Source organism: Allochromatium tepidum (assembly GCF_018409545.1).
Classification (GTDB): Bacteria; Pseudomonadota; Gammaproteobacteria; order Chromatiales; family Chromatiaceae; genus Thermochromatium; species Thermochromatium tepidum_A.
In genome coordinates, this window is the sequence record NZ_AP024563.1 from 388,129 (window position 1) to 409,869 (window position 21,741).

The window sequence follows — 21,741 nt, forward strand, 5'->3', positions numbered from 1 at the left end:
ATTTGCCCCGGATAGGGCGTTTGGTTTTCGAAGAGGTCGATACACACACATGGGAGGACCACTGCCTTGATGGATCGCTTCGGCCACCTGTCGATGCGCGGCAAGGTCATCGCCGTGGTGATGCTGGTGAGCACCCTGGTGCTGCTGGTCCTGGCGCTGCTGGTCGTGATCGCCGACATCCGCGAGCGGCGCGGGGCGCTGGTCGAGCGGGTCACGGCCCTGACGCGGGTGGCGAGCATCAGCACCTCGGCGGCCCTGGCCTTCCAGGATGGACCAGGGGCCGAAGAGATCCTGGGCGCGCTGGGCGGCGAACGGGACGTCGTCGGTATCCGGATCCGGGATCGCGCCGGCGTGCTCTTCGCGCGTTATCGGAGTCCGGACCCGCGCCATCGGGCGCTCCTGGAGCGCATCGAGACGGACGAACGACGCGCGCTTGAGACGGACGGCGAACGCCGTCCGCCCGGCAGCGAACCGAGGACGCGCTTCCGTCCGGGCTATCTGGACGTGCGCCTGGACGTGCGGGTCAACGGCAAGCCGCTGGGTCACATGGATCTGCAATACGACACGGCGGATCTGACACAACGGATCTGGCTCCAGGTCCGGCTGGCCCTGGCGGTGTTCATGGGCGGACTGGGGCTGGCCTTCCTGCTGGCCTCCCGGCTGCACCGCCTGATCTCGCAGCCGATCGCCGAGGTGGCCTCGGCCATGGAGCGCATCACCCGCGACGAGGACTATCGGGTCCGTCTGGGGGCGCGCGGCTCCGACGAGCTGGCCAAGCTGACACGCGCCTTCGACGCCATGCTGGAGCGCATCGAGCAGCGCGACGCCGACCTGCGCGAGGCCCGCGACGCGGCCGAGCGGGCCAACCAGGCCAAGTCGCACTTCCTGGCCAACATGAGCCACGAGATCCGCACGCCGATGAACGGCATCATCGGCATGGCCGAGCTGCTCGGCGAGAGCGCGCTGAACGCCGCTCAACGCGACTGCACGCGCGTCATCCAGGACTCGGCGGCGGCCCTGATGCGTCTCATCGGCGACATCCTGGATCTCTCACGCATCGAGGCCGGACGGCTCGAACTGGAGCGACTCGACTTCGACCCGCGTGAGACCTTCGAGCTGGCCCTGGAGCCGCTGTCCGAGGTGGCCCAGCGCAAGGGTCTGGAGTTCGTGCTCGATCTGGATCCCGAGCTGCCGCCACGGTTGCGCGGCGATCCGGGCCGACTGCGTCAGATCCTGACCAATCTGGTCTCCAATGCCCTCAAGTTCACCGAACGGGGGCGAGTGTCCGTGACCCTGGACTGTCTGGAGCGCACCGAGTCCGGGGTGCGTCTGGCGATCGCGGTACGCGACACCGGCATCGGACTCACGCCCGAGCAGTGCGCGCGGCTGTTCGAGCGCTTCACACAGGCCGAGGTCTCGACCACGCGCCGCTATGGCGGCACCGGACTCGGTCTGGCCATCTGTCGTCAGTTGGTCGAGCTGATGGGCGGAACCATCGGCGTCGAGAGCGAGCCGGGGTGCGGCTCGGTGTTCCGGGTCGAGCTGGCGCTCGAGGCGAGCACGCCGCGACCGGATGACGACGATGGACGTTTCGCCGGTCTCCAGACACTGCTGCTGGTGCGTGATCCGGCACTCACCGCCCGTGTGGAGCCTCTGCTCGCCGCACTCGGGATGCCGTGCGAATGCCGGGAGCATCTGGCCGGGGCACTCGAATCCGCGCTTACGTGCGCGGCGCGTGGACGGGCCTTCGAGGTGCTGATCCTGGAACAGCGCCAGTTGCCGGACCCGACGAGTCCGGCCGGGCGCCTGTTGCGCGAGCTGATCGAGCGCACGCCGGTCACGCTGCGACTGACGACGGACGCACGCGCCGATTCGGCGGACAGGGGCTGGGACTGGCTGCCCTTGGCGCGCATTTCGTCGACGGGGGCTGATCTGCGCGCTCGACTGGGTGCTATCATCAAAGCTCGCCGCGCGATCGGACAGGATGGGGGGGCGGTTCGCCGGTCACCCCTCGGGTTGCGCGTCCTGGTGGCCGAGGACGACCCCGTCAATCAGCATGTGATCGAGGGCATGCTGCGGGTACTCGGCTGTGAGGTGGAACTCCATTCCAACGGCTCGGGTCTCGTGGAGAGCTTCGCGCACCGTCACTGTGATCTCGTCCTGATGGACTGTCAGATGCCCGTCATGGACGGCTATGAGGCCACCCGGCGTGTGCGCGCACTGGAATCGTCGCTCGGGCGCCGCGTGCCGATCATCGCCGTGACCGCCCAGGCCATGGCCGGCGATCGCGAGCGGGTCATCGCCGCCGGCATGGACGATCATCTCTCCAAACCACTCAGGCTCGATGCCCTGGCGGCGATCTTGAGTCGCTGGAAGACACAACGGATCTGAAACTTGAACACTCCCGCATCCCAAACGCCTGGCCCTGGTTCCTCGTCCCTGGCGGATCTGAGTCATGCACTCCATACACAGTTGAATGGCGTCCTCGGCATGAGCGAACTGCTCATGGGGACACGACTCGACGCCGAGCAGCGCGGCTATGTCGAGACCCTGACCCGCGCCGGCCGACGTCTGCAGGATGTGATCCGCGACGTGCTGGATCTCACCCGCATCGAGACCGACCAGATCCGGTTGGCTGACCTCGAGTTTCATCTCGGGGAAGCGATCGATGAGGTGCTCGCGGCCGCCGCCGAGCACGCCGAGGACGCGGGGCTGGAACTCGCCGGCGATCTCGCGCCGGATCTGCCCTGGCGCGTGCGCGGTGATCCGGGGCGCTTCAAGCGGCTCCTGCGCTATCTGATCGAGGATCTGATCGATCTGACGGCCGCGGGTGAGCTGGTGGTGCGCGCGCTCCGGTCGGACGGGTCTGTGTTGCGCCTCGAGGTCCACGCCGGCCAGACGGCCGGATTCCAGCGTCCGGTCGGCTCCGAGGGCACCTGGACCGGGGGTGCCGCCGGTTCGGGTCTGGGCCTGACCGTCGCGCGTGCCTGGGTCGAGCGCATGGGCGGGCGGCTGCTGTGCGAGCCGCCGGCGCTGGATGGGGCGCTCGCCCGGATCGAATTGCCGCTGACGGCGGTCTCTCCCGAGCGTCCGGTCCGGCGGCCCGAGGCGTCCCTGGCCGGACACCGGGCGCTCTTGGTCGCCCCCGAGGGGCCGGTCGCCGCGGTGCTGGAAGCACGGTTGAACGAACTGGGATTGAGCGTGACGCGCTGTAGCGAGGCCGAGACGGCACGCACGACCGCGCGCGCGGCCGCCGAGGTGCCGGCGCCCTTCGCGGTGCTGCTCGTGGATGCGCGGGTCAAGGGGCTGGAGCCGCTGCTCTCGGAGCGCTCGGTCCAGGCCGAACCGGCGCTGGCGACGCTACGACGCCTGTTGCTGGTGCCGAGAAGACCGGGCTGGCGCGACGAGCAGGCCGCCCGGCTCGCGGTCTCGGCCCGACTGACCAAGCCCGTCACCCGCGCCTCCCTGGTCGCCGCCCTGACCGGCAACGGGGTCGAATCCGACCCTGCCGCATCCTGGAGACCCGAAGACGCGCCATCCACGGCGTCCGATCCCGAGGGACTCGGACTCCGGGTGCTGGTCGCCGACGACAACGCCATCAACCAGGATACGGTCGCAGCCATGCTCAGATCGCTCGGCTGTGAGTCGCGCATCGTGTTCGATGGTCAGGCCGTGATCGAGGCGTTGAGCCGCGAGTCCTTCGATCTGGTGCTCATGGACTGCAAGATGCCGCTCATGGACGGCTACGAAGCGGCGCGCCGCATCCGGCTCCAGGAGGGCGAGGCCCGCACCCGGCTGCCCATCATCGCCCTGACCGCCCATGCCATGGAAGGCGACCAGGAACGCTGTCGCGCCGCCGGCATGGACGACTATCTGACCAAGCCGCTGTCGCGGCGCGCCTTGCAGGCGATGCTCGAACGCTGGTCTCCCCGGCGTTCGGCGGGACTCTCGAGCGCGTCCGGGTCCGAGGTCGTGCCTGGGCCGATGCACCACTCGTCGACCGGACTCGACGCCTTCATGGACTGGCCGATCCTGGAGCCTGGGCCGCTTGCGACCGTGCGCGCGCTCGATGCCGAGGCGGGCCGGGCCTTGGCGGCGCGCTTGATCAGCGGTTTCCGCGAGGCCGAACCCGGACTGAGTGCCGCGATCCGCTCGGACCTGGAGACGGGGCGATCCGTCTCTCTGGCCGAGGCCGCGCGCGCCCTGGGGGCGAGTGCCGCGACGCTCGGTCTGGCGCGTCTGGCCAGACTGTGCGAGCGCCTGGAACACCTGTCCGAGTCGGCGCTGACGCCGCAGATGCGCGACGAGGCCATTACGACGCTCGAGGCGATCCTGACCCAGAGTCGCGAGGCCCTCGCCGCACTCGACGACGCCGATTCGACGCCGTCGGCCCCGACGGCCGAACCACTCGACGCCTCGCTCCAGCGCGGGACGAGCGGCACGCCGGACCAGGAGCGGATCGAGTCGTCCGAGTCTCCCTTGATCCTGATGGTCGACACGGATCCTGAACTCGAATCCAGGGTGCGCGAGATGCTGGAGCAGCGTGGACTGCGGTTCGTCGTCGCCCATGACGAACGCGGCGCCCTGGAGTCGGTCGCGCGCCGACGCCCGGACCTGATCCTGCTCGATCTCATGGCGCCCGGGCTGGATGGTCACGGGATCTGCCGGCGGCTGCGTCACTGTCCCGGCCTGGAACTGGCCCCCATCCTGGCCGTGATCGAGGGCGAGGATCTGGCGGCCATCGAGCACGCCTACGAGGCCGGCGCCACCGACTTCCAGGTCAAGCCGCTCGACCGGCCCCTGCTGCTGCACCGCATCCGCTATCTGCTGCGCGGGCGCGACACCCTGGCCGCCCTGCACCGCAGTGAGGCCAGCCAGAGCGCCCTGATCGCGGCCATCCCCGACGCGCTGCTGCGGCTCGACAGTCAGGGCCGGGTGTTGCAGTTCAAATCGGGCTGGCTGCCGGGGGCGGTGCGTGCGCGACCCGAGTCGTGCGCCTCGACCCTCTCCGACGTGCTGCCCGAGTCGGCCTGCGCCCTCATTCGGCGCGAACTCGCCGCGACCCTGGTCGAGCATGGCGTGCGCGAACTGGAGATCGAAGTGACCGACGAGCGTGGCGAGGCGCGCGTCTTCGAGGCGCGTCTCATCGCCATCGACGCCGATCAGATCATCCTGCTGCTGCGCGACATGACCGAGCGTCAGCGTCGCCAGCGCGTCATCCGGCAACTGGCCTATCAGGACAGCCTCACCGGACTGGCCAATCGCCACCGCTTCAACCTGGATCTGGCACATGCTCTGACCCGCGCCCGCCGGCGCGACGATCGGCTGGCGTTGCTGTGCCTGGATCTGGATCGCTTCAAGCGCGTCAACGACTCGCTCGGGCACGGCATCGGCGACGAGCTGCTGCGTATGGCCGCGCAGCGCCTGCAGGACGCCGTCGACGAGGTCGGCGCCGCGCTCAAGCCCCAGGGCATCGGCTTCGCCGGCACCATCGCCCGGCTCGGCGGCGACGAGCTGACCCTGATCCTCAAGGGGCGCGATGCCGAGCGCGTCGCCATGCGGGTCGCCGACGCCATCCTGAACAAGTTCCGTCAGCCCTTCCGGCTCGCCGGCCATTCGCTCGTCTGCACGGCTTCCATCGGCATCGCCCTGAGTCCCGACGATGGGGAGACGCCCGAGACCCTGCTCAAGCACGCCGACACCGCGCTCTATGCCGCCAAGCTCAAGGGGCGCGACACCTATCGTTTCTTCACCGCCTCCATGGGCCGGCGGGCCAGGCAGAGGCTGGAGACCGAGGCACGTCTGCGCCGCGCGCTCGAACGGGATGAATTCAGGCTCCATTATCAACCCATCCTCGACAGCCGCACGCGCGCGCCCATCGCGCTGGAGGCGTTGTTGCGTTGGGATGAGCGCGAGCAGGGGCTGTCGGATCCCGAGCGCTTCCTCGCGGTCGCCAACGAGTCGGGGCTGATCCTGCCCATCGGCGCCTGGGTGATCTCGGAGGTCGGGCGTCAGCTCGCCCACTGGTCGAACCGGGGGCCTGTCCTGCCGCTCTCGATCAACCTCTCGGATACCCAGTTCAGCGATCGCGGTCTGATCGAGCGACTGTTCCGGCTCGCGCGCGCCTGTCCGCCCGGAACCATCGAGCTGGATGTCACCGAGAGTCTGCTTTTGGCGCGCGACTCACGTCTGCTCGACACCCTGGCCCGTTTGCGCGAACAGGGGATGCGGGTGGCCATCGACGACTTCGGGACCGGCTATTCCTCGCTCGCCGTGCTCAAGCATCTGCCGATCGACACGCTCAAGATCGACCGGGCCTTCATTCGCGAGATCGGACGCGAACCCAACACCGAACTCCTGATCCGCACCATCATCGGTCTGGGACACGGACTCGGTCTGCGGCTGATCGCCGAAGGGGTGGAGACCGAGGAGCAATTCGCCTTCCTAGCGCGTGAGGGATGCGACGCGGTGCAGGGGTTCCTATTCAATCACCCCATTCCGGCGGACGAGTTCGTGCCGGATGGATTCGTGCCCATCACGATGAGCCGGACGCTTGGCCTGGAGAGTCCTTAGACAGGCCGGCCGCGACCACCAGATCGCCCCAGACGTTGATGGCCGTGATCGGATAGTCGAAGAAACGGTCGACGACCAGATAGAGCGCCAGATAGGTCTGGGGCAGTCCCAGCAGATCCAGCATGAAGGCCATCATGGCGATGCCGCCGCCGGGGATTCCGGCGGTGCCGGCGGAGGAGGCCATGGTCAGCAGGACGATGAACAGGGCTTGCCACAGCGTGAGATCCACCCCGGCCAACTGCGACATGAAGATCAGCAGGATCGACTGGTAGAGCGCCGAGCCGTCCATGTTGAGCGTGGCCCCGAGCGGCAGGGTCAGGCTGGTGATGCGCTCGGGCACGCCGAAGCGTTCCAGTGCTCGTTTCGAGACCGGATAGGTCGCCGAGCTGGAGGCGGTCGAGAGCGCCGTCAGCAGCGGCTCGCGGCAGGCGAGCGCCAGACGCCAGGGTGCGCGCCCGGTGAGCAGGTGATAGAGCAGGGGCAGGACGACCAGCGCATGGAGTCCGGCCGCCAGGGCCACCGCCCAGACGAAGGCGTGCAGGCGCAGGATCTCGGCCCAATCCATCGCGGCGAGGCTGGTATAGACCAGGGCGGCGATGCCGATCGGGGCCAGGGTCAGGATGCCGGCGAGCAGCTGCATCAGGAGCGCGTCGAGCGCCCGTGCGCCGCCGAGCAGGGTGTCGCGCTGATCGGCCTGCAACCGGCGCGAGGCGAGCGCCGCCAGCACCGCCACGACGACGATGTGCAGGATGTTGCCCTCGGCCAGCGAGGCGAAGAGGTTGGTCGGGATCAGGTTGGCGATCAAGCGCTCCAGACTGAAGGCCGCGCCGTCCGGCGCCACCGACTCCAGGTCGAGCAGACCGACCGGGACGTTCTGCGAGAAGGTCAGCCCGATCCCGGTGCCGAGCGTGGCGGCGATGCCGGAGGTGATCAGGTAATAAAGCAGGGCGCGTCCGCCGATATGCCGCAGATCCCGCCCGCCGGCGAGCGAGGCATAGATGGAGACCAGGATCAGCGGCAGGATCAGGAGCTTGAGCAGCGACAGGAAGATCTGCCCGATCCAAGCGACGGTGGGCGCGCCCTGGGGGAACAGGAGCGCCAGCAGGATACCGAGGATCAGACCGCTGGGGATGGAGTAGAGCCGGCGCATGGATCGCGGTTGCCTTGTCTCGGTCATGAAGCCGATGTCCAGCCGAGCCGCTGGAGATTCCGCTCGACCTGTTCCTGATCGCTGTAGGGTGTCTTGTGTCCGTCGCGGTCGATATAGCGCTCGTGGCCCTTGCCGGCGATGAGCGCAACCCAGGGTTCGGCGTCCGGACGGGCGGCGAGCTGGTCGAAGAGCCGGGCGATGGCCTCGGCGCGGTCGACGACGACGCTGTAGTCCTGGCCTTCGGGGAATCCGGTCAGGATGTCGTCGATGATGCGCTCCGGCGGCTCATGGCGCGGGTTGTCCGAAGTGACGATGATCGCATCCGAATGGCGGGCCACGGCCGCGCCCATCAGCGGACGCTTGGAGCGGTCGCGATCGCCGCCGCAGCCGAAGAGCGTGACCACGCGCGCGTCGGGGAAGCCGTCGCGGATGGCGCTGAGGATGGTGTCGAGTGCATCCGGGGTGTGGGCGAAGTCGATGACGATGGTGCGCTTGCCGTGAACGCGGCAGTCGAAGCGTCCGTCGACCGGCTGGAGATGGCGCCAGTGTTCGCGTGATGCGTCATCCGGCATGGCGCCGAGCACGCGCTCGGCCAGAGCGACCGCCAGCGCATAGTTGGCGCGATTGTGCGCGAGGGCGAGGAAGGGCTTGGCCGCGATCGCCTCGGGCGGGAGCCGGGTCGGCTCCAGCACCTCGACCGGAACCGGCGTCCGACCGCGCGCAGCGAGCCGGTCGGCCACGGCGCGGCTGGTGCAGTAGAGCCGTCCGCCGGGCCGGATCAGATCGAGCAGACGCGCCTTGGCCGCGAAATAGCCGGCCTCGTCGCGGTGATAGTCGAGATGATCCTGGGTGAAATTGGTCCAGCCGGCGTCCTGGAAGGGGATGCCCGCGACCCGCCCCTGATCGAGCGCATGGCTGCTGGCCTCCATCACCACCACGTCGGCGTGATCCCGGTTGACGTGCAACAGGCGACGCAGTTCGATCAGCGGCGGCGAGGTGAAACCGGTCTCGACCTGGCGCACGCCGTCGAGAAAGACGCCGAGCGTGCCGATCGACAGCACGCGCCGGCCGTGTGCGGCGAGGATCGCTTCCAGATACTTCACGGTCGTCGTCTTGCCGTTGGTGCCCGTGACGCCGATGAAGCGCAGCGCGCCGGGCGCGAGCGGATAGACGACATCGCAGAAGCGGCGCACGACCTCGGCCCAGTCGTCCGGGCGGGTGACATGGAGCGCAACTCCGGGCATCCGGTCGAAACAGTCGAGCGGACGGTTGGTGACGAGTGCCGCGAAACGTCGCCCGGCGAAATAGCGGCGATGGATCTCGCTGTCCGTCAGACCATCGTCGAAGCGCTGGAAGAAGAGGATGGAGCCTTCGTCACAGGCATCGGCGCGCCACTGGATGTTGGTCGGGCGCGGCGCCTCGGGCGCGGGGCGGCTCCAGGCGAAGTCGGTGGTGGCGAGCAGATGGGCGAGGGCGTCGGTGAGCATGTCGGGGCCGCTGTTCGGGTCGTCACGGAGAGTGGCGAATTTTGGTGCAAGTCGCCTTATACTGGGAGCGCGGCCCGTCCGTCCATCCTCAACCTTCGTGAACTCGAATCCGGGAGTCCATCATGCATCGCATCACCGTCACCGCCGTGGCCCTGTCCGCGTTCCTGCCGACCCTGGTCCTGGCTCAAGCCTGGACGCCCTATGACCCCTATGCGCCGGGTGCAGTTGAACCTGTGCCCTATGCCGGTCATCCGGGGGCCTATGGTCCGCCCGTTCCGCCTGCGCCCTGGTCGACGCCTGCGGAGGCCGGCGCCAACTGGCCGGCGGCTCCTTATGCGGCTCCAGGGATGCCGGCGCCGCCGGCCGGATTCGAATCGGCGCCCTGGTCGTCCCCGGAGGCTTCCGGACGGATGGAGCGCCGCGAGCGTCCGGCCTGGCCGCGTCTGAGCCTCTCGCGTCGCGCCACCGATGACGCCTATCTGATCGAGATCCGGCTCCAGAACATCCGGCCGGATCAGGTCGAGATCCGCCCGGCCGGTCGCAGTCTGGTCATCACGCACAGTGCCACGGTCCGCTTCACCCAGAGCGAACCCTTGCCGGGTGGTGACGGCTATCAGAGCCGTTACAGCCTCTCGCGCGACACCAGCAGTCGGCGTGTGGGTCTGCCGCCGGATGCGGATCTGGCAGGCATGACGCGCGAGATCGAGGACGGACGCATCCTGATCCGTGTGCCCAGGGTCGCCAATGACGCCTGGCTTGGCGGGCGCTGGTGAGTTCGGGCATGCGCTTCGAGACCCCTCAGGACGTCGAAGACGCCTACTATGACGCGCTCGAAGCCGGCGATGCCGAGGCCATGGCCTCGGTCTGGGCCGACTCGGACGCGATCTTCTGTCTGCTGCCGATGACGCCTCTGGCCGTCGGCGAGCAGGTCGGGCGTCTTTGGCGCATCCTCTTCGAGTCGGGGCGGGGCTTCGATCTCCAGGTCAGGCATCTGCTCTGGATCGAGGAAGGCGATCTGGCGGTGCATCTGGTCGAGGAGCGGCCGCAGATCCGGGCCGATCAGTTCCGGCCGGGTGCGCCGCCGCCCTCGCCGCTCTATGCCACCCACGTCTTCCGGCGCGCGGCGGATGGCTGGCGGTTGCTGGTGCATCAAAGCTCGCCGACTCCGCCGCCGGCGCCCAGCGCGCCCTCGGCTGGGCGGACGGCGCTGGCCTGATCGGGCAGGGAATGCGCGTCCGGCTCCTGATGCTCGGCTGCCGGCTCAACGAGGCGGAGCTGGAATCCTGGGCGCGTGACTTCCAGGCGCATGGATTCACGATCGTCGAGGACGAGACGGCTCCGGCCGAGCTGATCGTGGTCAATACCTGCGCCGTCACGGGCGAGGCGGTGCGCAAGTCGCGCCAGATTCTGCGGCGTGCCCGGAAGCGTCATCCGGGCGCGCGCCTGATCGTCAGCGGCTGTCTGGTCTCGCTCGACGGGGTCGCGACCAGTTCCGGTGCGGCTCAGACGTTTCCTCTATCCTCGCTGCTTCCGGCATCCACGCCGCCCGCGTCGTCAGCGGAACTGTCCGAGGGACTCATCGTCGTCAACCGCGACAAGGATCGGCTGGTCGAACTCGTGCTTGCGGCACTCGGTCTCGATGCGGGCCTTCCACGTCCATCGGCAACCAATGCGGCGGATCCGGCCGCACCGCTCTTTGGTGGTGCTGACCGGCGTGCATCTCGGCGGCTATGGCAGCGATCTCGGGACGGATCTGACGCACCTGATCGAGCGCCTGTTGAACGAGACGGCGATTCCGCGCCTGCGTCTCGGCTCGCTGGAACCCTGGGACCTGCCCGAGCGCTTCTGGTCGCTGTTCGCCGACCGGCGGCTGATGCCGCATCTGCATCTGCCGCTCCAGAGCGGTTCGGACCGGGTGCTCAGACGTATGGCACGCCGCTGCAAGCGCGATGAATACATCCGGCTGGTCGAGGGGGCGCGGGCGGCGATCCCGGATCTCAATCTCACCACCGACATCATTGTCGGCTTCCCCGGCGAGGACGACGACGACTGGCGTCAGACATTTGAACTGGCCGAGTCGCTGCGTTTCGGGCACATCCATGTCTTCGGCTATTCGCCGCATCCGGGTACGCCGGCGGCCGGCTTTGCGAATCCGGTGGACGCACGCACGCGCCGGAGACGTGTCGGTGAGCTGGAGTCGCTGGCGCACCGCTCGCGGCTCCAGATCCTGCGCGATCAGATCGGCAAGACGGTGATGCTGCTGCATGAGCGTCTGCCCGATGCATTCGAGGGACGGCCAAGATCGGGCTACACGCCCAATTATCTGCCGGTGCATGTGCGTTCAGCGACGCCGATCGGGGAGGGGAGCAAAAAACAGTTTGATACAGGTGCGGATCACGGGACTCGACGAGGCGGTCGGTCTGCTGATCGCCGAGCCGACCGGCGTCGAGCCGATGGCGCCCGAGTGCATCGAGCCGGCTCAGGCGTAGACATCGATGCCGGATTGACTCGTACTCTCCGCGCCCGGTCGCGAAGGCGGCGTCGGCGGCGAAGGTTCCGGCGGCGGCCGGCGGTTCTCGATGTTGCCTCCGGGCGGCGGGGTGGGCGCGGCCGGCTGGCTGGGTTTCATCGGTTGGATGTGGACTGAGCCGATTTCCATGAGGCACCTCTCAGTACGGTGGGTTTGGTGGATTCTCTGTTTAAAGCATAAGTGTTTTCGAGAAGGTTTGGCGTGCATCTTGACGCATGGACGGCACCGCGTTCGGCGCATGAAGTGCTTGGGTCGTCGCGAGTCATGCGCTATGATTGCCGTCCCGCATCGCTGGGGCACTCGTCGAGCGCTCCATCCTTCGGAGAGGTGGCTGAGCGGTCGAAAGCGGCGGTCTTGAAAACCGTTGACTCGAAAGGGTCCGGGGGTTCGAATCCCTCCCTCTCCGCCAACCAAATCAGGCACTTGCAAGAGCATCGCCCCGCCAAGCCTGATCCGAAATCCCCGATTTGAGCGCGATCTGATTCCACTGCTAAAACAGCACTATGCCTGACACAGCGGGTCGGTTAGTCTGATCTTCCGGCGTCATTGCACGTCTCGCCTCATAAAGCGTTCCATCATGGCGGTCGTCTGACAAGCTGCAAACGGCCGAACGTCAATCGTAGCGCTCGTCCTTCCAGCGTCTGAGGGCGGTGAAGACCTCGGCGCTCGTGGCCAGCCTGTGCCCGGCCTGACGCTCGGCGGCGGCGATGACGTTCGGTTCGCGGGTGCGCAGAAAGGGATTGGTGGCGCGCTCCAGATCCAGACGTGAGGGCACGGTCGGCTGTCCGCTGGAGCGCAGCAGTTGGGCCTGACGCATGCGCTCGGCCAGTGCCGGACTGTCCGGTTCGACCCATTCGGCGAAACCGAGATTGGTCTGAGTGTATTCGTGCGCGCAATAGCAGAGCGTGTCGGCGGGCAGGGCGGCGATCCGTTCCAGTGAATGGGCGAGCTGCTCGAAGGTGCCGTCGAAGACCCGTCCGCAGCCGGCCGCGAACAGCGTGTCGCCGCAGAAGAGCCGGCCGGCGCCCAGATAGGCGATATGGCTTGAGGTGTGGCCGGGAACCTCCAGCACCTGGAAGGGCGTCGTCAACCCAGCCGGAACGAAGGTCTCGCCCTCGCGCCGACGGTGGGTGAGGGCGCGGATGCGATCGTCGTCCGGGCCATCGATCTCCAGCCCAGGAAAGGCCGCGAGCAACTCATCCAGCCCGCCGGTGTGGTCATAGTGATGATGCGTGATCAGCACCGAGGTCAGAGTCAGCCGCTCGGCGCTCAACCGCTCCAGCACGGGTTCTGCATCACCCGGATCGACCACGACCGCATGGCCGGTCCCTTCGGTCAGGAGCCAGATGTAGTTGTCCTCGAAGGCCGGGATCGGTTGGACGTCGAGCATGGTGTCAGCCCCCGTGTTCGTGCCGTGCGAGTTCGGCCTGGAGACGGGTGATGATGCCCGGCGCATCCAGTCCCACATCGGCGAGCTGTTCGTGGTGCTCGGCATGATCGACATAGCGGTCGGGCAGGCCCAGATGCAGACAGCGCTTGACCACGCCCCGCTCCGACAGCAGCTCGGCCACCCCGCTGCCGGCGCCGCCGGCGATCGCGTTCTCCTCCAGCGTGACCAGGATCTCGTGACGCGCGGCCAGATCCAGGATCAGCGCCTCATCGAGCGGCTTGACGAAGCGCATGTCGGCGACCGTGGCATCGACGACCTCGGCAGCTTCCAGCGCCGCCTTGACCAGCGGGCCGAAGGCGAGCAGGGCGATCCGCGACCCTTCGCGCACGATCTCGCCCCGGCCGATCGGCAGCGCGGGGGCGTTCGGATCGATGGCCACACCCGGACCGCCGCCGCGCGGATAGCGCACCAGCGCCGGTCCCTCGTACTCGTAGGCCGTCCTGAGCATCCGCCGGCATTCGTTCTCGTTCGACGGGGCCATGATGACCAGGTTCGGGATCGGACGGCAGAAGCTCAGATCGAAGCTGCCGGCATGGGTCGCGCCGTCCGGCCCGACCAGTCCGCCGCGATCGACGGCGAAGGTCACATCCAGGTTCTGGAGCGCCACGTCATGGATGAGCTGATCATAGGCGCGTTGCAGGAAGCTCGAATAGATGGCCACCACCGGCTTCAGCCCTTCGCAAGCCATCCCGGCGGCCAGCGTCACCGCGTGCTGCTCGGCGATACCGACGTCGAAATAGCGCTCGGGGAAGCGCTTGGAGAAGGCCGTCAGTCCGGAGCCTTCGCACATGGCCGGGGTGATGCCGACCAGACGCGGATCGGCCACGGCCGTGTCATGCAGCCAGCCGCCGAAGATCTGCGTATAGGTCGGACCCGCGCCCTTGGACTTGAGCAACTGCCCGGTCCGGCGATCGAAGGGCGTGACGCCGTGATAGATCACCGGCTGGCCCTCGGCCGGCTCGAAGCCGCGTCCCTTCTTGGTGACGACGTGCAGCAGACGCTGCCCCGGCATGTCGCGGATGTTGCGCAACGTCCGCAGCAGCCCGTCCATGTCGTGCCCATCGACTGGGCCGATATAGTTGAAGCCCAGTTCCTCGAACAGCGTGCTGGGCATCAACATGCCCTTCATGTGCTCTTCCCAGCGTCCGACCAGATGGCGCAACTGCGGCATCCCGGCCAGGGCGTGCTTGCTGCCCTCGCGCACGCTGGTGTAGAGCTTGCCCGAGAGCAGACGCGCCAGATGGTTGCTGATCGCCCCGACCGGCGGCGAGATCGACATCTCGTTGTCGTTGAGGATGACCACCAGATCGATCTCCATCGAGCCGGCATGGTTGAGCGCCTCGAACGCCATGCCGGCGCCCAGCGCCCCGTCGCCGATGATGGCGATCACGGTCCGCCGCTCGCCCTTCTGCTTCGCGGCGAGCGCCATGCCGAGCGCGGCGCTGATCGAGGTGCTGGAATGGCCGACGCCGAAGCTGTCGTACTCGCTCTCGCAGCGCTTGGGGAACCCCGAGACGCCGTCTTTCTGGCGCAGGGTGCACATGCGGTCGCGCCGTCCGGTGAGGATCTTGTGCGGATAGGCCTGATGCCCGACGTCCCACACCAGCCGGTCATAGGGCGTATCGAAGACATAGTGCAGACCGAGCGTCAGCTCCACCACGCCGAGTCCGGCCGCCAGGTGTCCGCCGGTCTTGGAGACGCATTCGATCAGAAAGGAACGCAGCTCGCTTGCGAGTTCGGGAAGCTGGCTCTCGGACAGGGCGCGCAGATCGGCCGGACTGTCGATCGAGTCCAGGAGGGGACGTCGGTGCGCGCCGACGCCGGAATCGGTCAGGGTGCGATGTGGCATGGTCTCTGGCGGCTATCGTGTGACAAGCGGAGTATCTTAGTGCAATCGTCGCCGGGCTGCCCAATCGATCGTATCCGGCCAATCGCTGCCGACGAAGATCGATCGCGTCGCGAACCCGCGCCTTTGTTACCATGGGGACTCGATGTCGGTCATTTCAAACCCAAGCCACCGCGATGCTACAGATCCACAACAGCCTGACCCGCCAGAAAGCCCCCTTCCAACCCATCGAACCCGGCAAGGTCCGGATGTATGTCTGCGGCATGACGGTCTACGACTACTGTCATCTCGGACATGCGCGGGTGCTGGTGGTGTTCGACGTGGTCTACCGTTATCTGCGTGCACTCGGCTATGACGTGACCTATATCCGCAACATCACGGATATCGACGACAAGATCATCCGTCGCGCCAACGAGAACGGCGAGCCGTTCCAGGCGTTGACCGAGCGTTTCATCACCGCCATGCGCGAGGACGCCGAGGCGCTCGGCGTCCTGCCGCCGACCGACGAGCCGCGCGCCACGGCGCACATCGGCGAGATCCTGAGTATGGTCGAGACCCTGATCGAGAAGGATCTGGCCTATGTCGCCGACAATGGCGACGTCTACTATGCCGTCAGCCGCTTCCCCGACTACGGCAAGCTCTCGGGTAAGGATCCGTCCGATCTGCGCGCCGGGGCGCGGGTCGAGATCGGCGAGTCCAAGCGCGATCCGCTCGATTTCGCGCTCTGGAAGTCGGCCAAGCCCGGCGAGCCGGCCTGGGATTCGCCTTGGGGACCGGGTCGTCCCGGCTGGCACATCGAGTGCTCGGCCATGAGTACCTGCTGTCTGGGCAACCATTTCGATATCCACGGCGGCGGGGCCGACCTCCAGTTTCCGCATCACGAAAACGAAATCGCCCAGTCCGAGGGGGCCACGGGCGAACCCTTCGTCAATGTCTGGATGCACAACGGCTTCGTGCGCGTCAACGAGGAGAAGATGTCCAAGTCGCTGGGCAACTTCTTCACGGTGCGCGAGATCCTGCGTCTCTATCGTCCCGAGGAGGTGCGTTATTTCATCCTCACCAGCCACTATCGCAGTCCGCTCAACTATGACGACAGCGCACTCCGGCAGGCGCGTGCGGCCCTGACCCGGCTCTATACGGCGTTGCGCGGACTGCCGCAGTCCGTGCCTGCCGAGGGCGAATCCTTCCGCGCCCGCTTCCAGTCGGCGATGGACGACGACTTCAACACGCCCGAGGCGCTGGCCGTGTTCTTCGATCTGGCGCGCGAGATCAATCGGCTCCGTGCCGATGGTTCGGCGGAGCAGGCCGCCGCGCATGGCGCCCTGCTGCGCGAACTGGGCGTCGTGCTGGGTCTGCTCCAGGACGATCCCGAGGTCTATCTGCGCGGCGGCGCGGACGCCGGCGGCCCGAGCGATGCCGAGATCGAGGCCCTGATCGAGCGGCGTCGCGCCGCGCGTGCCGACAAGGATTGGGCCGAGGCGGATCGGGTGCGCGAGGCGCTAACGGCAGCGGGCATCGTGCTGGAAGACGGTCCCCAGGGAACGACCTGGCGGCGGGCCGGCTGAAAAACGTATCGATCCGGGACGGAGTCGCACGAAATCTTGGCCTGGATCATGGTTTCATGGACCCGATCGGGTCTATGTTTGAGTCGTCAGCCACCCGTTTTCCACACAGATCTTGCGGGCATTGGAAAGCGGCCGTGCTGTCGACTGAGCCGAGCATCGATCGGCTTGCAAGTCGAGTTGTTCTCCATCTATGACGAGATCGATAAAGATGAACAAAAACCTGTCCCGTTTCGCTGTTGGCCTGCCCCTCATCCTGGTCGCCCTGACCGGTTGCAACCGCTCCAGTGAAGTGAGCTTCGCGAAGGACGTGCAGCCCGTTCTCAAGAAGCATTGTGTCGAGTGCCATCTGCCCAATGGCCAGGGTCATGCCGCCAGCGGCTTCCTGGTCGAATCCTATGACACCCTGATGAAGGGCACCAAGTTCGGACCCGTGGTGGTTCCTGGAGACGCCCTGTCGAGCAGCCTCTATCGTCTGGTGGCCGGTGAGGTGGACGAGTCCATCCGCATGCCGCACGGCAAGGATCCGCTGCCCGCCGCCGAGATCGCCGTGGTCGAGGCCTGGATCACCCAGGGCGCCAAGAACAACTGAGGCACTTCGAGCCCCACACGGATGTGATTCAAAGGTGGGGCGCGCCTAGCGTGCCCTACGGCCCCGACCTCCTCCCCAATACGACGTCCCCGCCCTCCGCGCTCGACGCATCATCCCCCGGAATGCTGTTTGGAACTTGACAGCCGACGATTTCGCTCTACCATTAGCACTCGTTACAAGTGAGTGCTAACAGACCGACCCGGCGTCGGTCTCGCGGCGGCTCGACCCACCCACTTCTCAACCTGTATCGAGGAGCTATCCATGAACATCCGTCCCCTGCATGACCGCGTCGTCGTCCGTCGCATGGAAGAGGAGCGCACCACCGCCGGCGGCATCGTGATCCCGGATTCCGCCACCGAGAAGCCGATTCAGGGCGAGATCATCGCCGTCGGCAACGGCAAGATCCTCGACAACGGCAGCGTGCGCGCACTCGACGTCAAGGTCGGCGACCGCGTCCTGTTCGGCAAGTACTCCGGCACCGAGGTCAAGCTCGACGGCAAGGAATTCCTGGTGATGCGCGAAGAAGACATCATGGCGGTCGTCGAGGGCTGATCGGCCTTCCGCCCCTGAGTCTCCCAAGCCTTTCCAATCAAGACAGCAACAGATTCATTCGAGGAATTTAGAAGCATGAGCGCAAAAGACGTGAAGTTCGGCGGTGATGCCCGTGTCCGCATGATGGAGGGTGTCAACATCCTCGCCAACGCCGTCAAGGTCACTCTGGGTCCGAAGGGCCGCAATGTGGTGCTGGAGAAGTCCTTCGGCGCCCCGACCGTCACCAAGGACGGCGTCTCCGTGGCCAAGGAGATCGAGCTCAAGGACAAGTTCGAGAACATGGGCGCGCAGATGGTCAAGGAAGTCGCTTCCAAGACCTCCGACATCGCCGGTGACGGCACCACCACCGCGACCGTGCTGGCGCAGGCCATGGTCCGTGAGGGTCTGAAGGCGGTCGCCGCCGGCATGAACCCGATGGATCTGAAGCGCGGCATGGACAAGGCCGTCGAGGCCGCTACCGAAGAGCTCAAGAAGCTCTCCAAGCCCTGCACCGAGACCAAGGCGATCGCTCAGGTCGGCACCATCTCCGCGAACTCCGACGACTCGATCGGCAACATCATCGCCGAGGCGATGGAGAAGGTCGGCAAGGAAGGCGTGATCACCGTCGAGGACGGCACCTCGCTGCAGAACGAGCTGGACGTGGTCGAGGGCATGCAGTTCGATCGCGGCTACCTGTCGCCCTACTTCATCAACAACCAGCAGAGCCAGAGCGCCGAACTCGACGCGCCCTACATCCTGCTGCACGACAAGAAGATCTCCAACATCCGGGATCTGCTGCCCGTGCTGGAAGGTGTCGCCAAGGCCGGCAAGCCGCTGCTGATCATCGCCGAGGACGTCGAGGGCGAGGCCCTGGCGACATTGGTGGTCAACAATCTGCGCGGCATCGTCAAGGTCTGCGCGGTCAAGGCGCCGGGCTTCGGTGATCGTCGCAAGGCGATGTTGCAGGATATCGCCATCCTGACCGGCGCGACCGTGATCTCCGAGGAAGTCGGTCTGTCGCTGGAGAAGGCGACCCTGAACGATCTGGGTACCGCCAAGAAGGTCCAGGTCGGCAAGGACGAGACCACCATCATCGACGGCGCCGGTTCCGAGATCGACATCAAGGCCCGTTGCGAGCAGATCCGTGCCCAGATCGAGGAGACGACTTCCGACTACGACCGCGAGAAGCTCCAGGAGCGTTTGGCCAAGCTGGCCGGCGGTGTGGCCGTGATCAAGGTCGGCGCGGCCACCGAGATCGAGATGAAGGAGAAGAAGGCGCGCGTCGAAGACGCCCTGCACGCCACCCGTGCCGCCGTCGAGGAAGGCATCGTCCCCGGCGGTGGTGTCGCGCTGGTGCGCGCCATCGCGGCCGTCAAGGATCTCAAGGGCGCCAACCACGATCAGGACGTCGGTATCGCCATCGCCCGGCGCGCGATGGAAGAACCGCTGCGTCAGATCGTCGCCAACGCGGGTGAAGAGCCGTCGGTCATCCTGCACAAGGTCGTCGAGGGCAAGGGTAACTTCGGTTACAACGCCGCCAACGGCGAGTATGGCGACATGGTCGAGATGGGCATCCTGGACCCGACCAAGGTCACCCGTTCGGCGCTGCAGAACGCCTGCTCGGTCGCCGGTCTGATGATCACCACCGAGGCCATGATCGCCGACGAGCCGAAGGACGACGCTCCGGCGATGCCGGGCGGCGGCATGGGCGACATGGGCATGATGTAAAGCCCAGGCGCTCGGGACGTTCGCGTCCCGGCCCGACGCTAAAAAAGCCCCGCTTCGGCGGGGCTTTTTCGTTGATCGGCGTTCTCAGTCCTTGCCCGCCGTCGCGAGCGGTTCGAGGATGGCCGCGAAATCGGCCCGATTCACATACTGCATGACCACGCGCCCACTGGGATCGCGTCCGATGTCGAGTCCGCGTTCGGGGTAGAGCCAGTGGACGATGCCGGTCTCGGACTCGGTGAGCCGCCGACTCGGCGTGCCGAATCGCTGCTCGATCAGCGCCGCGTCGAGCCGGGCCTTGGGCAGATAGACGATGGCGCGGATGGGTCGTTCGGCCAGACGCTCGGCATCGCTCGGGTCGAGCTTGACCTTCTGACTGCCGCTGCCGGTCTGGCTGATGCGCAGTCCGCGCTCGTACATGGCCGCTAGCGTCGTCTGGTCCGCCTCCAGGGTCAGCACGAAATCCGCGCGCAGTCGCTCCAGATGGATCTGCTCGAAATAGACCTCGGCGGCGAGCGTCCCGGATGGGCCGGATGTGCGGAACAGGTTGATCTCGCCGTCTTCGCGAAAGACCCGGCGAACTTCGGCCGGCGTCGTCGAGCCCAGCGTGAACCCGAAGACCCGGGTACGTCCGGCGGCGTCCTGCTCGATCAGCCAGGGGAGACGCACGACCTCGTCCTCGATGGGGTCGGGCATCAGCAGCAGCATCCCGAAGAACCCCAGCACGGCGGCGCCGAGAATGGAGAGCACGATGGAACGGTCCATGTATGTCGCGTGCCTCGCTCAATCGTTCGTTTCGAGGATGAGTCCGGCGACGACCTCACGCCCCTCGGCCATCAGGATGTTGTAGGTGCGGCAGGCCGCGCCCGTGGTCATGACCTCGACCCCGATGCCGCGTTCGATCAGGCTCAGATAGAGCACCGGATCGATCAAGGCCGATCGCGCGCCGGTGCCGATCAGGACCAGCCGTGGCGACAGATGCGAGATGGCCGTCAGGTGCAGGCGGTTCAGGTCCGCCGCCTGTGTCGGCCCCCAGGGTTCGATGATGTCCGAGGGCGTCAGGATCAGGCTGCGCGTGTAGCGGCGCCCTGAGATGCTGATCCAGCCGGCACTGTAGCCCTCGATCAGATAGCCGCCGCCGGCGTCTGCTTCGGAAAATTTCATCGCTCACCCCCCAAATAACCAAACCAGCGGCCGAGTTTAGCGCTTCGCGTTCCGGGATGGGACGGGGAAGGGCGGCGCGGCAGGGCAATCGCATCAAGAAACGCTTATATAGCTGATTGCTCAATGCCTTACACTTCTCGGCGCAAGTTGTTTATGCATTGTAAGACATTGATTTTCCTGATTAGTTACGAAGCTCAGCACTGCGGTGCGAGAACTCTCAGGCCAAGTTTTTGTTTTCTCTTGCCCGGTCAATCTCTGACCACCTAAGCGCGGCCTCCAAGTCAGCGCAGACGACCAGCGTACCTGGCACAAACTCAGATGGCTGAAAATAATTTCATAAAAACAATGAATTACAGTGAGCGTGAATGTGCTGAGCTTCGTAACTAATCAGGAAGACTTAAGAGTATGGCGTTTTTTTTACCGCTGTAGCGCTCCTTTTGCTCTTCTTTATCGTGAGGTCTGACGCAAGAGATTTCGACACCATCCATATAAATTTCGCTATATTTTTCAATGGCTTGCTTAAATTGCTCGACCGTTTCAAAAGTTCTTTCAGGGTAGACATTGCGTGCTTGCAAGGCGCGCTTAAGAATGGGCATAAATTCTTGGATGTAGTCATGAGCGTGCCCTGCACTCAATTCAAAATGAAAGCCTAGAACATCAAAAGTTGGATATGTTTTTAAATAAAACAACAGGAAAAATAAGCGCTTCTCGTCGCTATCAAGCACGCCTTTTAAACCACCAGAAGGCAAGCGTTTAATTTCTTTTTTCTGTAATCGCTCGACTTGATGCGCTTGAAAAGCGGCTGTAAAATCTGTTACCAGTTGATCGAATTTCGCCCGACTCATGCCAATTATGGCTTTAATCATGCGATCATTATCTAGATTTTTAAATTTTTCAAAAATCATGCTATGGTCTCAAAACTAAATTTTATTCGAATTTGGCAATAATATAGGGTCATTTTTCGGTCGGTACAAGTCTGATGTTTTCGAGATCAAGGATGGAGAGGTTGTCATCTTCAAGCTCCTCGGCGGCACGGGTGAAAACGACGTAATTCAGCGTGCGAATCAAATGCCGAAGCTGGCTGATTGTCAGGTTGGACATGAGACAAGTCTATAGAGCGACAAGAGAAAT

Annotated in this window: 17 protein-coding genes, 1 tRNA gene and 1 pseudogene; 11 read left to right on the forward strand and 8 right to left on the reverse strand. The window is 65.7% G+C overall.

Annotation, left to right across the window (positions count from 1 at the left end):
* Positions 1-69: 69 nt before the first annotated feature.
* On the forward strand, positions 70-2,391 hold the full coding sequence (locus Atep_RS01870) for an ATP-binding protein (protein WP_213379928.1): 2,322 nt from the start codon (positions 70-72) through the stop codon (positions 2,389-2,391).
* A gap of 3 nt (positions 2,392-2,394) precedes the next feature.
* Positions 2,395-6,573, forward strand: a complete 4,179-nt coding sequence (locus Atep_RS01875; protein ID WP_213379930.1) for an EAL domain-containing protein — start codon at positions 2,395-2,397, stop codon at positions 6,571-6,573.
* Here the strand turns inward: Atep_RS01875 and Atep_RS01880 are convergent.
* Both Atep_RS01880 and Atep_RS01885 read right to left on the reverse strand, forming a co-directional pair.
* Entirely contained in the window at positions 6,536-7,750 is a 1,215-nt protein-coding gene (locus tag Atep_RS01880; protein WP_236786356.1) for a dicarboxylate/amino acid:cation symporter, read from the reverse strand. The genes Atep_RS01875 and Atep_RS01880 overlap by 38 nt on opposite strands.
* Positions 7,747-9,210 (reverse strand): Mur ligase family protein, encoded by a 1,464-nt coding sequence (locus Atep_RS01885; RefSeq protein WP_213379932.1) that lies wholly within the window; start codon positions 9,208-9,210, stop codon positions 7,747-7,749. Before Atep_RS01885 ends, Atep_RS01880 begins: the two co-directional genes overlap by 4 nt.
* A gap of 122 nt (positions 9,211-9,332) precedes the next feature.
* On the opposite strand from Atep_RS01885, the gene Atep_RS01890 reads away from it, so the two are divergent.
* The 5 genes and pseudogenes from Atep_RS01890 (at position 9,333) to Atep_RS01905 (ending at position 12,149) form a co-directional block, all read left to right on the forward strand.
* Complete coding sequence (locus Atep_RS01890; protein WP_213379934.1) at positions 9,333-9,983, forward strand: Hsp20/alpha crystallin family protein; 651 nt, start codon at positions 9,333-9,335, stop codon at positions 9,981-9,983.
* Positions 9,984-9,991: 8 nt separating this feature from the next.
* The gene (locus tag Atep_RS01895) at positions 9,992-10,426 is read left to right on the forward strand and encodes a YybH family protein (RefSeq protein ID WP_213379936.1); all 435 of its coding nucleotides are present in this window, start codon (positions 9,992-9,994) and stop codon (positions 10,424-10,426) included.
* A 29-nt stretch (positions 10,427-10,455) separates the two neighbouring features.
* Positions 10,456-10,629: pseudogene (locus tag Atep_RS16365) on the forward strand (tRNA (N(6)-L-threonylcarbamoyladenosine(37)-C(2))-methylthiotransferase MtaB); the annotation flags it as partial.
* A gap of 202 nt (positions 10,630-10,831) precedes the next feature.
* Positions 10,832-11,857, forward strand: a complete 1,026-nt coding sequence (locus Atep_RS01900) for a radical SAM protein (RefSeq protein WP_236786357.1) — start codon at positions 10,832-10,834, stop codon at positions 11,855-11,857.
* A gap of 204 nt (positions 11,858-12,061) precedes the next feature.
* Positions 12,062-12,149 (forward strand) — tRNA-Ser (locus Atep_RS01905).
* Between the two features lie 204 nt (positions 12,150-12,353).
* Here the strand turns inward: Atep_RS01905 and gloB are convergent.
* Positions 12,354-13,130 (reverse strand): hydroxyacylglutathione hydrolase, encoded by a 777-nt coding sequence (gloB, locus tag Atep_RS01910; RefSeq protein WP_213379938.1) that lies wholly within the window; start codon positions 13,128-13,130, stop codon positions 12,354-12,356.
* Between the two features lie 4 nt (positions 13,131-13,134).
* Entirely contained in the window at positions 13,135-15,039 is a 1,905-nt protein-coding gene (gene dxs, locus Atep_RS01915; RefSeq protein WP_213379940.1) for a 1-deoxy-D-xylulose-5-phosphate synthase, read from the reverse strand.
* A 173-nt stretch (positions 15,040-15,212) separates the two neighbouring features.
* On the opposite strand from dxs, the gene cysS reads away from it, so the two are divergent.
* From cysS to groL, 4 genes are all read left to right on the forward strand, one after another.
* Positions 15,213-16,601 carry a cysteine--tRNA ligase gene (cysS, locus tag Atep_RS01920; protein ID WP_213379942.1) on the forward strand — a complete coding sequence of 463 codons (1,389 nt, stop codon included), beginning with the start codon at positions 15,213-15,215 and terminating at the stop codon, positions 16,599-16,601.
* A gap of 208 nt (positions 16,602-16,809) precedes the next feature.
* Positions 16,810-17,190, forward strand: coding sequence for a c-type cytochrome domain-containing protein (locus Atep_RS01925; protein WP_213379944.1), 381 nt, complete (start codon positions 16,810-16,812; stop codon positions 17,188-17,190).
* Positions 17,191-17,451: 261 nt separating this feature from the next.
* A complete protein-coding gene (groES, locus tag Atep_RS01930) occupies positions 17,452-17,742 on the forward strand; it encodes a co-chaperone GroES (RefSeq protein ID WP_213379946.1) in 291 nt (96 codons plus the stop codon).
* Positions 17,743-17,817: 75 nt separating this feature from the next.
* Positions 17,818-19,449, forward strand: a complete 1,632-nt coding sequence (groL, locus tag Atep_RS01935; protein ID WP_213379948.1) for a chaperonin GroEL — start codon at positions 17,818-17,820, stop codon at positions 19,447-19,449.
* 84 nt (positions 19,450-19,533) lie between these two features.
* Here the strand turns inward: groL and Atep_RS01940 are convergent, their stop codons facing one another.
* From Atep_RS01940 to Atep_RS01955, 4 genes are all read right to left on the reverse strand, one after another.
* Entirely contained in the window at positions 19,534-20,211 is a 678-nt protein-coding gene (locus Atep_RS01940; protein ID WP_213379950.1) for a hypothetical protein, read from the reverse strand.
* 18 nt (positions 20,212-20,229) lie between these two features.
* Complete coding sequence (locus Atep_RS01945) at positions 20,230-20,610, reverse strand: Mth938-like domain-containing protein (RefSeq protein ID WP_213379951.1); 381 nt, start codon at positions 20,608-20,610, stop codon at positions 20,230-20,232.
* Between the two features lie 383 nt (positions 20,611-20,993).
* Positions 20,994-21,515, reverse strand: a complete 522-nt coding sequence (locus Atep_RS01950) for a helix-turn-helix domain-containing protein (RefSeq protein ID WP_213379952.1) — start codon at positions 21,513-21,515, stop codon at positions 20,994-20,996.
* 49 nt (positions 21,516-21,564) lie between these two features.
* On the reverse strand, positions 21,565-21,711 hold the full coding sequence (locus Atep_RS01955; protein WP_213379953.1) for a hypothetical protein: 147 nt from the start codon (positions 21,709-21,711) through the stop codon (positions 21,565-21,567).
* Between the last annotated feature and the right edge of the window lie 30 nt (positions 21,712-21,741).